The following is a 13,454-nucleotide window of genomic DNA, read 5'->3' as shown; positions in this document are numbered from 1 at the left end:
GTACCAGCCCTTACCGTCATCACCGGCCAGAGAAAACCGGCGACCGACTCGCAGCCGGCATCCGGCTCGTTCGCTGAGCCCGGCCGAGGGGATGCCATTAATCGCATAAGCTGCGCACTAATTATTCTTTCAAAGAATAAATGGGTGGCTCTTATAGTTGGTCACTCGACTCTCATTCCAAGGATGTGCAATGAAACGACTCCTGCCCGCCACCCTGCTCGCCGCAGGACTGGCCCTCACCCCGATGGCCCAGGCCGCCACCCTGCTCAACGCCTCCTACGACGTGATGCGTGACTTCTACAAGGACTACAACGCCGCCTTCCAGAAACACTGGCAGGCGGAAGGCGGCGAGCCGCTGCAGATCAATATGTCCCACGGCGGCTCTAGCAAGCAGGCGCGGGCAGTCATCGACGGCCTGCCCGCCGATGTCATCACCATGAACATGGCCACCGACATCAACGCCCTGGCCGAGCATGGCGGCCTGGTCCCGAAAGAGTGGGCGGCCCGCCTGCCGGACAACAGCGCGCCCTTCACCTCGGCCACTGTGTTCATCGTGCGCAAGGGCAACCCCAAGGGGCTGAAGGACTGGCCTGATCTGCTCAAGGAGGGGGTGCAGGTGATAGTGCCCAACCCCAAGACCTCGGGTAACGGCCGCTACACCTACCTGTCGGCCTGGGGCTATGTACTGGAGCAGGGGGGCGATGAGAAGGCGGCCAGGGCGTTCGTCGGCAAGCTGTTCAAGCAAGTCCCCGTGCTCGACACCGGTGGCCGCGCGGCCACCACCACCTTCATCCAGAACCGCATAGGCGACGTGCTGGTCACCTTCGAGAACGAAGCCGAGATGATAGCCCGCGAGTTCGGCCGCGGCAGCTTCGAGGTGGTCTACCCCAGCGTCACCGCCGTGGCCGAGCTCCCGGTGGCGGTCGTCGACAAGGTGGTCGACAAGCAGGGCACCCGCAAGGAGGCCGAGGCCTACCTGACTTACCTGTGGTCTGACGAAGGCCAGCGCATCGCCGCCAACAACTACCTGCGCCCACGAAGCCCGGCTATCCTCGCCGAATTTGCCGATCGCTTCCCGAACGCCACCTTCCTGAACGTGGTGAAGACCTTTGGCGAGTGGCCTGTTATCCAGAGCACCCACTTCAAGGAGGGCGGGGTGTTCGACCAGATCTATGCCGTGCAATAAGACGCACCCGAGCGGCCAAAGCCCGGCCAGGTGCCGCCATCTTGGGGCCATTCGCCTGGGGATCACGCCTTGATTGCTCAGCCTCCCGGCGGGCGTGTCAGGGCAGAATGGAAGAGCCGGACATCGCCGGTATATGAAAGAAATGGGCTGGGCGCTCGCGGGACAATCAGGGGCCCTGGCGGGGGCCCACATCACAAAAAGCACAAAGGGTTAGCGTCTGAACGAAGCTAACCCTTTGTTTTACCTGGTGCCGGAAACAGGAGTCGAACCTGCGACCTTCGCATTACGAATCCAGATTTTTCCAATTTCAATCGGTTTCACCTCGTCTCATAGAAAGACATAAATAGGCAATAAAATCATGAAATTACACGCCATTTCCCGTATCGGGTTGTGTCATAAAATATCACCCTATACCATGTAATCTGTTGGGCCCAATGTTGGGCCATAAATGGAGTGAGGTATGAGCGGGAAAGCGTCCAAGGTGGCAATCCGGCAAGATAGAGAGATCCCTTCACTAGTGGTGGATGAAGGGAAGGCGGTTAAGCGGGTATCGGTTCACTCCCGCCACGGGGGCGGACTTCACATGGAGATCCGCGCCGATGGCCGCAAACGCTTTGTGTATCGTGCCCGAGTGGGTGGGAAACAGATCGATTTTCAGATTGGATATTATCCAGCCGTAACCTTAGCCGCAGCTCGTCTCGCTCATGCCGATGCGGTGGCGTTAGTTAAACAGGGTATAGACCCTAGACAAACTGCCAAGCAAGCAAAGGCTAAGAACATCGAGATGCCGACTCTTGGCGAAATTTACCGCGATTGGCTGGCGATGCGAGCCAAGTCAAAGCCCATAGGCCCGCGCACCCTGCGCGATTATGAGGGGACGTTCACCCGCCACATTGAATCGGCCATTGGCAATACCCGAGTGTGTGATCTCTCCCGTGCCGTACTGTATGAGCACTTCCGCCGAGTAGAGACCGCAGAGGGCGCACGCAAGGGGCTGATAGTCCTGAACCAGTGTCTTGATCATGCGGTGTTACAAGGTCACATCGAGATCAACCCAGCTCGCCTGCTCAAACCCGCCATGTTTGGCGCATCTATGCCCCCACCCCGTGAACGCTGGTTGGCCCGCGATGAATTGCGCCAGTTATGGGGAGCACTTGAACAAGCGACTGCTGGCGGCGGTTCTGTGGCTGCTGGTGGCCGTGGGATCGCGTCTAACGTAGTGCTATCGATTGCGGTGGCAAACTGTTTGCGTTTGATAACCCTGACCGCTGTACGCCGTTCTGAGGCTGTAGGGATGCGCTGGGAGCAGATTAACGGCGACCGCTGGACGATACCCGAAACCAAGAACGGACGCGCCCACGTTGTAACCCTGTGCCCGCTGGCGCTGGATATTATCGAGCAGCAAAAGGCGTTATCTAATGGCCCTTATGTGTTCGAATCCACCAGCAAGGCCGGACACCCGATCACAGGGGATGCTGTAACCAAAGCGCTAGAGCGTGTTCGCATCAAGTACCTTGCCGAGCTTGTACCATTCAGCCCGCACGACCTGCGCCGCAGTGTAGCAACTGGGGCCGCTGAATATCTGGATGCCCCCGAGCGCCTGATCGAGCTGATGCTAAACCACATCCCCAAAGACAGGCTAATCCGCACCTATCAGGTGGGCGGCATGGCCGAGAAATTGCGGGCGCTGTTTCTGCGCTGGGGGGATTTCATGGCAACCATAACGCAACCTAAGCAAGCCAAGCCGGATAACGTGGTCAGTGTAAAGTTTGGGGATCAGCGATGAGCCAGTCAGTAATCAGCCACCTACTGAAGGAACCATTGACCGCTGAAGAACTAAAAAAACATTGGTGGGATCTGGGCTGCTGTGAACTTGGTGCCGTGCCTGCCCGTTCCGGTGGCCTGATGGAGAACTGCGAAATTTTGGAGCTCTTACAGACAAGGGCATTGACCGCAATCAACAACCGAGGAGACACGATAGACAAATTCAGAGGAGATTGGAGAACAAAGCGAAAACAGCTAACACCTGAGCAGGCAAGATGGTGTGAAGTGAGTCTTTGTGTTCAGTTAGCTGAATTAGCACCCGATATGAGAACAGGCCACGAAAGTATGTGGAGAGTGGGGCATCAAGGCACCAGAGGGGTAAAGCCCAGTCATCAAACTGATCTCATCAATGATTGGCTTCGTGGCATAGTTAAAAACTATGAACGCTTGATAGAAAATGAAGAGCGGATTGGCTTGTCGATAATTTTGCATGGTGAGGAAAATGTTTATCCGAGCGAGATCGTCAATGCGGCCAAGTTACTCGCCAAGGTCAAGAAAACTGAGGAAAAGGAGCTTGATGAAAACACCAAAGCTTTGCTGACTTCAATAGAAGAGGCTAGGGCCAAATTTGCGGAATTTGGAATCGGTACACGTGGTAGTAAAGAAAGCGCCTGCTGGATTCTGCTGTTAGCCGATGCTTGGGAACTCGAACCCGATCAGATACGCAACACTGTAAGGTCGATTACTCGTCGCACTAAGGGACAAAAATAGCTGAACTATTGTCCCTCTGATTTTTACGAATTCTGTTTTCATAGCTCCGAAGCCACGGCAAGAGACCCGATGGCATTAGGAGATGTGTCATGCTAATCCCGATTTCAGAAGTAACCCGCCACCTTGGTGTTAGCCGTTCTACCGTCGAACGGCTGCGAAGAAGTCCCGATGCCCAATTCCCCCAACCGATCTACATCGGTCCCAACTCTATCAGATTCGACATGACAGAGCTTGAGCAGTGGATTTTCGCTCGTCGCCAAAAAAGGGGGTGAGCAATGAGCCTTTTGTTAAATGCCAAAAACTGCATTTTGCTGGGGCTACCAGAGCCCCGTAAGCAAGAGACCCAGCGGGAATACATAAGGCGGATTTTACTGGCGGGGCATTCAATCAACACCAGACAATGCCGCTTTATCGGCATCGGCAATCTTCACTCTGTGGTATCGGCGCTAGGCAAGCGGCGCTTTCCACTCCGAGTAGAGCACAAGCCCGCAATAGATCCCCGTTCTGGTGAGCTGTTACCCCAACCAGTGGATCACGTTTCCGCTGATTTTGCTGAGGTGGCCAGCATAGAAAACGCCCCGAGCGAACCCGAGGCGTAATCAATAACCTGCTGGTGGCCCTACTTTGGCGAGGACGGCCACCAGCACCATCGAGCATATCACCCATGATGAAAACCACCAACGGCAAGCCTTGCCGCCCGTTGCTGTGCCCGTTCGCTGGCCTGATACAGCGTGAAACTATTTACGCTAATTGGGACATGCTAATTGGGATCTATGAACAGGGTAAACCCCAGCATTGGTGCGGTTTGGCGGGGAGAGTAAAACCGGAAAATCGAGCGGTATTTTATAATATCTATGAGGGAAGAGACCTCTTTATGGGGGGTAATCAAACCAAGCTGGGGCTAGAACAGGGAACGGCCCCATGATGTTAGCTGATGGCCTGCCCAGTGCTGTTGCTGCCAAGGTAACAGGCAAAGCCAAGCGGAAGCAGGGCAAGCGCTATGGCCATGTAACCCACCAGTGCGTTTACCGTTATCAAGGTATCGAGTACCCGATCAACACCACGCCTGCGAGCGGCGGCTACACCAAACCACTGAGCGAGATGATCCGGCGGATTGTGGAAGCTGTTAGGCGTTATCGGCGGGTGCTGTTTGTTCGGCTCGACCTGAGCATGGGAGAGGGAGAAGCCACTAGCGAGCGCCTGAGCGCATTCCTAAAGCAAGCTGGCCGCTATGTAACGAGAGAGCACGGGACGCGATTAGAATACGTGTGGTGTCGTGAGCAGGAGAAAGCTAAGCGCCAGCACTACCATTTGGCCCTTCTCATAGACGGCGACAAGTTACGCCACCCCGCCCGATTGTATGAAGCATTGGCCGAGATCTGGCAGCGCAAAGGGGGGCGGTTATCCATTCCCGAGAACGGCTATCTGATGACTGACAGCCACAATATCACCGAGGCTGTTTACCGTATCTCATACCTTGCCAAGGAGCGGGGCAAAGGCTACCGACCGGATGGGGTGCGTGACTTCGGCTATTCACGGATTGGGCGGGGCATTCACTTTGAATGAGTTTGAACAGGCCCGCCCCCGTTGAGGAAAATTTGAGGGAGTTGAACAGGAATTGAAGAGGCCACGGCCAGACCACTTAAGGCTCTATCTATGACTTTTTAGCCAACCAGACTACAAAAATTGTGAGCAGTAAGCCACTCATCCACAGCAACCAGAAAGGGAAGAAGATGATCACGTACAACAGGCGGTAGATATTCCTAACGCTGTCGGCCTCAATTAATGCGCAAGTGAATCCAACTCCTGCCACTAAATACGCAGCCCAGAACATTACATCCAATTTTATCCATCCTTTTATCCGCTCACTCCTAACGCATCTGCACAAATAGTGTGGAGAAATCACTAAGTAGTAGGCCCAGAAAAGCCCCCCTTTACCAATCTGACATGAGCAAGTCGCGCCATCACTGCGACAAGATATTCTTGACCCACACGAAGGGGTAGCAAATCGCAAAGGAGGGTCATGGATTGTATTATGTTGGGCCCAGCGTTGGGCCAAATTACAAAAAAGCACAATGGGTTAGCTTCACCAACAAGCTAACCCATTGTTTTATATGGTGCCGATAAGGGGAATCGAACTCCTGACCTTCGCATTACGAATGCGCTGCTCTACCAACTGAGCTACACCGGCTTGGCCCTAGATTCCCGAAAATGTGCTGGCAAGTCAATGAGCCCGGACTCTTTTTATGAGCCTGCTCATGGAGTTACGGGCACACCTCAGAGATCGACAAATTCCGGAATGTGGGCGCGGCCACGGCTCTCGAGAAACGCGAGCAGGGCACGGGGGGAGCGCGCCAGGATCCGCTCCTCGGGGAAGCCAGCCTCGGTCACCAGCCGGTGGCAGTGGTCAAAATCCCCCAGGCTGAAGGCCACGTGGGAGTCTGAGCCGAAGGTGAGGTAAGCACCCAGATCCCTCGCCGCCTCGACGATGGCGCGGCAGTTGCCTTCACTGCCCGGACGGGAGTGACTGAAGGAGGAGTTGTTGATCTCCAGCGCCACCCTGTACTCGGCGGCGGCCTTGACTACTGCCTGGATGTCGATGGGAAAGGCGGGGTTGCCGGGGTGGCTTATCATGTCGACCCGGCCGCTTCGGATGGCGTTGATCATGGCCTGGGTATGGGTTGCCTGATCGCAGGGGGGGAACACGGGCTCATGAAAGCCGGCCATGATCATGTCGAGGCGCGACTCGTAGCGCTCGGGGAAGTCTATTTCGCCGTCTATGTTCTTGATGTTGGCCTCGATGCCGCGCAGTATGCCGACCCCGTCCACCACCCGTGGCAGGACGTGCAGATTGACGAAATGCCAGAAGTGGGGCGCATCGGCCATGTCGGGACCGTGATCCGTGGTGGCAAAGAGCTTGATCCCCTTGGCCTTGGCAATGGGCAGGTAATCGTGAATGGTGCTGTAGGCATGGGTGCTGGCGACGGTGTGCGTGTGGGTATCGACCTGGTACTTCATCTTTTCTCCCCTCTGGCATGAGGCGCCAGCATAGCAAGATTGGCGGAGTCGGGCCATGTGGCGGCCTGCCATACTTTGTCACAAATTACGCCAGGACTGACAAAGTCTGACCATCTTTGTCTGCGAGCATAGCCCCATCGATGCAAGCCTGAACTCTCATCGATGAGTCGAAACTGGATGATTCGACTCACTTTTCCCCACCGTCGCCCCTGCGACGGTTTTTTTTCGCCCGCAATTCTCGCCGCCATCCGGATAAAAAAATGCCCAACTAGCATGGCGCAAGTTGGGCGAGACTTAATGTTTAATTGCAGTGGCATAGATATAGAGTCCTGCCTGGCCGCTAAGTTCCCATCTTGTTCCCGCTTTTTTGGTTGAAAACATTTCGCCAACACCGTTCACATTCTCTTGACATGACTGGGCGTGAAACGTACTTTTTAAACATTCGTTTAAGTGAGGTGTCCAGTGAGTAAAATCGATACCAAAAACCGTATTCTCGATGCCGCCGAGGTGCTGTTTGCCGAGCGGGGATTCGCCGATACCTCGTTGCGTCTGATCACCAGCGAGGCCGATGTGAACCTGGCCTCGGTCAACTATCACTTCGGCTCCAAAAAGGAGCTGATCCAGGCAGTGCTCGATCGCTACCTGAGTATCTTCATGCCTGAGCTGGATGCTCGCCTGCAGACCCTGATGGCCCAGGAGCAGCTGACCCTGCTGCAGGTGTTCGAAAGTTTCGTCGACCCCCTGATGAAGCTGGTGGCGGTGCGGGCCAACGGCCCGGCGCTCTTCATGCAGTTGCTGGGGCGCGGCTACATCGACAGCCAGGGCCACCTGCGTCGCTTCATCACCACCCACTACGGGGCGACCCTGCACGGGATCACCCAGGCGATTTCCAAGGCCAACCCGGCCCTGTCGCCGGCGGATCTCTTCTGGCGCCTGCACTTCACCCTGGGCACAGTGGTGTTCACCATGGCTTCCGCCGATGCCCTGCGTGACATCGCCCAGGCCGATTTTGGTCAGCAGCTCGATGTGGAAGGGCTGGTGCGCAACGTTATTCCTTATCTGGCGTCCGGTGTCGGGGCGCCCGTGGAGTCGACCAGGCTCTCCCTGGCCGTGTAACACCTAACAATAATCAACGGAAACAGTGAAATAGAAGGAACTTCGGTATGATCACATTGCTTGTCCTGCTGGTGCTGGCGATAGCCGTGGTACTCGGCGTGCCCGCCATCCGTAAAAAGGTGGTAACCCGTCCTGTGTTCGGCATCTTCAAAAAGATACTGCCGCCCTTGTCAGCTACCGAGCGGGAGGCCATGGAAGCCGGCTCCGTCTGGTGGGATGGCGAGTTGTTTCGCGGCAACCCCGACTGGAAAAAACTGCACGGCTACGGCAAGGCCGAACTGAGCGCCGAAGAGCAGGCCTTTATCGACAATCAGGTCGAAACCCTGCTCGCCATGGTTGACGACTTCAAGATCGTCAACGAAACCAAAGACCTGCCAGAGCCGGTGTGGGACTATCTGAAGAAGGAAGGCTTCTTCTCCCTGATCATCCCGAAATCCTACGGCGGCCGCGAATTCTCGGCGATTGCCAACTCCACCATAGTCACCCGCATTGCCACCAAGAGCCTGAGCGTGGCGGTCACTGTCATGGTGCCGAACTCCCTCGGCCCGGGCGAGCTGCTGATGCACTACGGTACCCAGGCCCAGAAGGACTTCTGGCTGCCGGGGCTGGCCAACGGCAAGGAAGTGCCCTGCTTCGCCCTGACCGGGCCGGAAGCGGGCTCGGACGCTGGCGCCATTCCTGACAAGGGGATCGTCTGCAAGGGCATGTACAAGGGTGAAGAGGTGCTGGGTATTCGCCTGAACTGGAACAAGCGCTACATCACCCTGGCGCCGCGCGCCACAGTGCTGGGCCTGGCGTTCAAGCTCTATGACCCGGAAAAACTGCTGGGTGACAAGGAAGAGCTCGGCATCACCTGCGCCCTCATCCCCACCAGCCACCCGGGCGTGCGGGTTGGTGATCGCCACTACCCCATGGGGCTGGCGTTCCTGAACGGCCCGACCTTCGGCAAGGATGTGTTCATTCCGCTCGACTGGATCATAGGTGGCCCGGATTACGCCGGCCGCGGCTGGCGCATGCTGGTGGAGTGTCTCTCCGCCGGTCGCGGCATCTCGCTGCCTGCCCTCGGCACCGCTTGCGGTCACATGGCGAGCCGCACCGTGGGGGCCTACTCCTACGTGCGCAAGCAGTTCGGCATGTCCATCGGCAAGTTTGAAGGGGTGCAGGAAGCGCTGGCCCGCATCGGCGGCCTCACCTATCAGCTGGAAGGGGCCCGTCGCATGACCGCCGGTTCCCTGGACTTGGGTCAGGCCCCGGCCATAGTCACCGCCATCTCCAAGTACCACATGACCGAAATGGCGCGCCAGATCATGGATGATTCCATGGACATCCACGCCGGTCGTGCCATCCAGCTCGGTCCGAAAAACTACACCGGCTACGCCTACATGGGCATTCCTGTGGCCATCACGGTGGAAGGGGCCAACATACTGACCCGCAACCTGATGATCTTCGGGCAGGGGGCCACCCGTTGCCATCCTTATGTGTTTGCCGAGCTGGAAGCCGCTGCCGACACCGATGTGGAGCGTGGCCTCGAGAAGTTTGATGCCCTGCTGATGAAGCACATCGCCTTCGGTACCGGCAACTTCTTCGGCGCCCTGTTCCAGGGGCTGACCCTGGGTCAGTTCAACAATGCCCCTGTGGCTGGCGAAACCGCCCGCTACTACAAGCAGCTTTCTCGCATGAGTAAAGGGCTGGCCCTGTGCGCCGACGTATCCATGCTGATGCTGGGTGGCGATCTCAAGCGCAAGGAGATGATCTCCGCCCGTCTGGGCGACGTGCTGAGCCACCTCTACCTGGCCTCCGCCACCCTCAAGCACTACGAGGATCAGGGCCGCATGGTCTCGGATCTGCCGTTCGTGCAGTACGCGGTGGAGCGCAACCTCTATCTCATCGGCAAGGCGTTCGAGGGCTTCTTCCAGAACTTCCCGAACAAGGTGGTGGGCGCCGTGCTCAAACGCGTGGTCTTCCCGTTCGGCGTGGGCTACAAGATGCCGGCAGACGAGCGTTGCCACGCCATCTGTCTGGCCATGATGACGCCGGGCGAGTTCCGCGACCGTCTGACTGCACTGTGCTACGTGGGCAAGGATGACGCTGATCCGGTCGGTCTGATGGAACGCGCCTTCCAGGCCATGGTGGCGGTGCAGCCCATCGAGAAGAAGCTGGTACAGGCCCAGAAAGAGGGCAAACTGCCCCGCAAGATGGCCCTGCCGGAGCTGGTGGCCGCGGCCCTGTCCCAGTCCATCCTCGGCAAGGATGAGGCAGACAAGCTGCTGGCTGCCGATGCCCTGCGCTACGAGGCGATCCAGGTGGACAACTTCGCCCCTGGCGAGCTGGAAGGGTTGTCTCAACCGAACCCGGTTGTGCACGCCGCCTGACCCCGAGAGTGAACCGACAACCGGCCCATGTGGCCGGTTTTTTTGTTTGTTAACCAGGCATTTACAACCTCGATTAATTCCAGTTAAATGCAATGGCCCCCACCCTTGGGGCAGGAAGCAAGGCCAGCGGAATGGCCGATAACAACAACTCAGGAAGAGTGAATGAACCTCGCCAAAACGGCGATCGAACGCCCCATCTGGGTGGCGGTCTCGGTCGTGCTTATTTTTTTGCTGGGCCTGCTCAGCATCCGGGGACTGCCTGTCCAGCTGTTTCCCGACATCGATCGTCCGCACCTCAACATCTCGGTGGACTGGCGCTCGGCCTCGCCCCAGGAGATGGAGTCGGAAATCACCGACCCCATAGAGCAGGAGATGCAGGGGGTACAGGGGCTGAAAAACCTCACCAGCAACAGCTATCCCGGCTTTACCGAAATCGACATGGAGTTTGCCCTCGGCACCGACATGCAGCGGGCCCAGCTCGACGTCATCTCGCGCCTGAACCGGGTCTCCGGCCTGCCGGACAAGATCGGCGGCCCCTACGTCAACAACTACAGCAGCAACGACACCCTCACCTTCTTCTTCATCCAGCAACTGCCGGGTGCCAAGGGGGCGATCGACGATCACCAGGCGCTGATCGAGGCGAGGGTCAAGCCTGAGCTTGAGCGGATCCCCGGGGTATCGACGGTCGAGATCGAGGGGATCAACGAACGCCAGATCCAGATCCGTTTCGACCCCTATCGTGCCGCCGAGCTGGGGGTGGAGATACCCGTGCTCGCCAGCCGGGCAACCACTGGCTGGGACGTGTCGGCCGGCACCCTCGATATAGGCCGCTGGGAATACAAGCTGCGCTTCGCCGGTCGCTACGATGTCGAGACGCTGGGGGACAAGGTGGTGGACTGGCGCGATGGCCTGCCCATCTACCTGCGGGATGTGGCGGAAGTAAGGGTGGCCCGGGAGGAGAACCCTGTGCTGCGCATCCAGAACGGCAACACCGCCATAGCGGCGCAGATCTTCAAGGAGAGCGGGGCCAATGCCCTGGCGGCGCTGGAGGGGATCAAGCTCAAGGTGGAGGAACTCAACCGCGAGGTGCTGGAGCCGGTCGGGCTGCACATGGAGCAGTCGTTCGACGCCTCCCTCTACATCAACCGGGCTGTGGGCATGGTGACCGCCAACCTGGGGCTGGGGGTGCTGCTCTCCTGCGCCATCCTCTGGGTCTTCCTGCGCCAGCTCAAGGCGACCCTGATGATAGCGGTCGCCATCCCCATAAGCATCATGCTCACCTTCTGCCTGCTCAAGGTGATGGGCAGGACGTTGAACATCATCTCCCTTGCGGGGATCGCCTTCGCCGTCGGCATGGTTCTGGATGCCGCCATAGTGGTGCTGGAGAGCATCTACCGGCGCCATGAGCGGGGGGATCTGAGCAAGGCCGAGGCGGCGCTCGAAGGCACCCGCCGGGTGTGGACCGCCCTGGTGGCCTCCACCCTCACCACTGTCGCCATCTTCCTGCCGGTGCTCTTGCTCAACGATGTAGAGGGGCAGCTGTTTGCGGATCTCGCGCTCACCATCGCCTGCGCCGTCACCGTCTCCATGCTGGTGGCGGTGACAGTGCTGCCTGCCGTGGCGGCGCGCTGGATGGGGCGCGAGCGGCTGGTCGATCCCTATGACGGGCTCTGGCGGCGCACCACCCGCCACGTGATCCGCTGGACCGGCACTGCCCCCCGGCGCTGGGCCCTCATCGTACTGATGATGAGCGGGCCCGTGCTGGCCAGCTGGCTGCTGCTGCCCAAGATGAACTACCTGCCGGACGTGAAGCGGGATGCCATCGATGTGTGGATGAGCTTCACCCCAGGGGTCAACCTCAAGGCCCAGCGGGAGGAGGTGATAGACACGCTCATTGCCAGGCTGGATCCCTACATGAAGGGGGAGCAGGAGCCGGCCCTCAAGAACTACTACATATTGCGCTACCCGGGCGGCGCCCAGATCGGGGTGCGTCCCAGGGACGAGACCCGGATCAAGGCGCTGGAGCAGCTCCTGATGAAACAGCTGCTGGTGGGCATACCCGATACCCGGGCCTTCGGCGGTCAGGGCTCCCTGTTTGGCGGCTTCGACAGCGAGAACGGCATCTCGCTGCTGATCCAGGGGGGCGAGTTGCCGGCGCTCTATCAGGCAGCCAGAGAGAGCATGGCCATGGTGCAGCGCGACTTGCCGGGGGCCCAGGTCAGGCCTGAGCCCGGGCTCGACTTCACCGCCCCCGAGCTCAAACTGGTGCCCCAAGACAGGCGTCTTGCCGAGGTGGGTTGGGATCGCAGCCCCTTGCCTGCCATCATCCAGACCTTCGGCGACGGCCTGCGGGTCGGCGAGTATTTCGACGGGGAGGAGCGGCTCGACATCCTGCTGATGGGCCAGGCCTCCGCCAATCCGGACGAGCTGAAGGCGGTGCCGCTCGCGACCCCGTCCGGGCGCATAGTCCCCCTCGGCGAGCTGCTGCGGGTGGAGCCTGGCCTCGGGCCTGAGAGCATCTTCCGGGCCGACGGGCGGCGCAGCATCAGCCTGCGGATCACCCCGCCTGAGGGGATGAGCATGGAGCAGGTGCTGGAGACCCTGCAGACCAAGAGTTTCTCCGCCATCCGGCCGCTGTTGCCAGTCGGGGGCGAGCTGAGGGTCGCCGGCAATGCCGACAGCCTGCAGCAGGCGCTGGACAACCTCGGCGGCATCTTCCTGTTCGCCGTGATGATACTGCTCATCTTGCTGTGGGGGGTCTTCGCCTCCCTCAAGGATGCCGTGCTGGTGCTGCTGACCCTGCCGCTCGCCACAGTGGGCGGCGTGCTGGCGTTGCACCTGAGCGGCCTGCTGGTGCCGCTGCCGATGGACTTGCTCACCATCATCGGCTTCGTGATCCTGCTGGGGCTGGTAGTCAACAACGCCATCCTGCTGGTGCACCAGACCCGCATGGCCGAGCGGGAAGGAATGAGCCGCCAGTCGGCGGTGGCCGATGCCCTGCAAAGCCGGATGAGGCCCATCGCCATGACCAGCCTCACCAGCATCTTCGGCATGCTGCCGCTGATGTTGAGCCCGAGCGAGGGCAGCGAAATCTACCGGGGGCTCGCCACCGTCATCGTCGGCGGCATGAGTTGCAGCACCCTGTTTACCCTGATCCTGTTACCCGCCTTCCTGCGGCTGGGTGAGCGGGTCGACGCGCCCCACGCCATCCGGCAGCGGGCCTGAGA

Annotated in this window: 11 protein-coding genes and 1 tRNA gene; 10 read left to right on the top strand and 2 right to left on the bottom strand. The window is 59.1% G+C overall.

The features are described from left to right. Window positions 1–190: 190 nt before the first annotated feature. The 7 genes from AB5Y91_RS01460 (at window position 191) to AB5Y91_RS01430 (ending at window position 5,287) form a co-directional block, all read left to right on the top strand. Window positions 191–1,186 carry a sulfate ABC transporter substrate-binding protein gene (locus tag AB5Y91_RS01460; protein WP_368168906.1) on the top strand — a complete coding sequence of 332 codons (996 nt, stop codon included), beginning with the start codon at window positions 191–193 and terminating at the stop codon, window positions 1,184–1,186. 460 nt (window positions 1,187–1,646) lie between these two features. Further along, window positions 1,647–2,972: a tyrosine-type recombinase/integrase gene (locus AB5Y91_RS01455; protein WP_368168905.1), complete on the top strand. Its 1,326-nt coding sequence runs from the start codon at window positions 1,647–1,649 to the stop codon at window positions 2,970–2,972. Next, a complete protein-coding gene (locus tag AB5Y91_RS01450; RefSeq protein ID WP_216987191.1) occupies window positions 2,969–3,721 on the top strand; it encodes a hypothetical protein in 753 nt (250 codons plus the stop codon). The genes AB5Y91_RS01455 and AB5Y91_RS01450 overlap by 4 nt, the downstream gene beginning before the upstream one ends. A gap of 89 nt (window positions 3,722–3,810) precedes the next feature. Next, the gene (locus AB5Y91_RS01445; protein ID WP_216987192.1) at window positions 3,811–3,993 is read left to right on the top strand and encodes an AlpA family transcriptional regulator; all 183 of its coding nucleotides are present in this window, start codon (window positions 3,811–3,813) and stop codon (window positions 3,991–3,993) included. Window positions 3,994–3,996: 3 nt separating this feature from the next. Further along, complete coding sequence (locus tag AB5Y91_RS01440) at window positions 3,997–4,320, top strand: hypothetical protein (RefSeq protein ID WP_216987193.1); 324 nt, start codon at window positions 3,997–3,999, stop codon at window positions 4,318–4,320. Between the two features lie 65 nt (window positions 4,321–4,385). Further along, window positions 4,386–4,646 carry a hypothetical protein gene (locus AB5Y91_RS01435; protein WP_111900804.1) on the top strand — a complete coding sequence of 87 codons (261 nt, stop codon included), beginning with the start codon at window positions 4,386–4,388 and terminating at the stop codon, window positions 4,644–4,646. Continuing rightward, on the top strand, window positions 4,643–5,287 hold the full coding sequence (locus tag AB5Y91_RS01430; protein WP_216987194.1) for an inovirus-type Gp2 protein: 645 nt from the start codon (window positions 4,643–4,645) through the stop codon (window positions 5,285–5,287). The genes AB5Y91_RS01435 and AB5Y91_RS01430 overlap by 4 nt, the downstream gene beginning before the upstream one ends. 549 nt (window positions 5,288–5,836) lie before the next feature. On the opposite strand, the gene AB5Y91_RS01425 is transcribed toward AB5Y91_RS01430, so the two are convergent. Both AB5Y91_RS01425 and AB5Y91_RS01420 read right to left on the bottom strand, forming a co-directional pair. After that, a tRNA-Thr gene (locus AB5Y91_RS01425) sits at window positions 5,837–5,912 on the bottom strand. Between the two features lie 86 nt (window positions 5,913–5,998). Continuing rightward, entirely contained in the window at window positions 5,999–6,739 is a 741-nt protein-coding gene (locus AB5Y91_RS01420; protein WP_368168904.1) for a phosphatase, read from the bottom strand. Window positions 6,740–7,201: 462 nt separating this feature from the next. Between AB5Y91_RS01420 and AB5Y91_RS01415 the strand changes: the two genes are divergently transcribed. From AB5Y91_RS01415 to AB5Y91_RS01405, 3 genes are all read left to right on the top strand, one after another. Beyond that, window positions 7,202–7,855, top strand: coding sequence for a TetR/AcrR family transcriptional regulator (locus tag AB5Y91_RS01415; RefSeq protein WP_106886326.1), 654 nt, complete (start codon window positions 7,202–7,204; stop codon window positions 7,853–7,855). 47 nt (window positions 7,856–7,902) lie between these two features. Further along, window positions 7,903–10,227, top strand: coding sequence for an acyl-CoA dehydrogenase (locus AB5Y91_RS01410; protein WP_303805707.1), 2,325 nt, complete (start codon window positions 7,903–7,905; stop codon window positions 10,225–10,227). A 162-nt stretch (window positions 10,228–10,389) separates the two neighbouring features. Continuing rightward, window positions 10,390–13,452, top strand: a complete 3,063-nt coding sequence (locus tag AB5Y91_RS01405) for an efflux RND transporter permease subunit (RefSeq protein WP_368168903.1) — start codon at window positions 10,390–10,392, stop codon at window positions 13,450–13,452. The last annotated feature ends 2 nt before the right edge of the window (window positions 13,453–13,454 follow it).

The organism is Aeromonas sp. R4-3, from assembly GCF_040908275.1.
Taxonomy (GTDB): Bacteria; Pseudomonadota; Gammaproteobacteria; order Enterobacterales; family Aeromonadaceae; genus Aeromonas; species Aeromonas rivipollensis.
Note: the sequence above shows the minus strand (reverse complement) of the source record. Positions and strands in the feature narration are given on the sequence as shown.

Bases quoted from the DNA above. Each gene is read 5' to 3' on its own strand.
- AB5Y91_RS01455 (WP_368168905.1), top strand. From the start codon at position 1,647: ATGAGCGGGAAAGCGTCCAAGGTGGCAATCCGGCAAGATAGAGAGATC.
- AB5Y91_RS01435 (WP_111900804.1), top strand. From the start codon at position 4,386: ATGATGAAAACCACCAACGGCAAGCCTTGCCGCCCGTTGCTGTGCCCG.
- AB5Y91_RS01450 (WP_216987191.1), top strand. From the start codon at position 2,969: ATGAGCCAGTCAGTAATCAGCCACCTACTGAAGGAACCATTGACCGCT.
- AB5Y91_RS01460 (WP_368168906.1), top strand. From the start codon at position 191: ATGAAACGACTCCTGCCCGCCACCCTGCTCGCCGCAGGACTGGCCCTC.
- AB5Y91_RS01430 (WP_216987194.1), top strand. From the start codon at position 4,643: ATGATGTTAGCTGATGGCCTGCCCAGTGCTGTTGCTGCCAAGGTAACA.
- AB5Y91_RS01440 (WP_216987193.1), top strand. From the start codon at position 3,997: ATGAGCCTTTTGTTAAATGCCAAAAACTGCATTTTGCTGGGGCTACCA.
- AB5Y91_RS01410 (WP_303805707.1), top strand. From the start codon at position 7,903: ATGATCACATTGCTTGTCCTGCTGGTGCTGGCGATAGCCGTGGTACTC.
- AB5Y91_RS01420 (WP_368168904.1), bottom strand. From the start codon at position 6,739: ATGAAGTACCAGGTCGATACCCACACGCACACCGTCGCCAGCACCCAT.
- AB5Y91_RS01405 (WP_368168903.1), top strand. From the start codon at position 10,390: ATGAACCTCGCCAAAACGGCGATCGAACGCCCCATCTGGGTGGCGGTC.
- AB5Y91_RS01445 (WP_216987192.1), top strand. From the start codon at position 3,811: ATGCTAATCCCGATTTCAGAAGTAACCCGCCACCTTGGTGTTAGCCGT.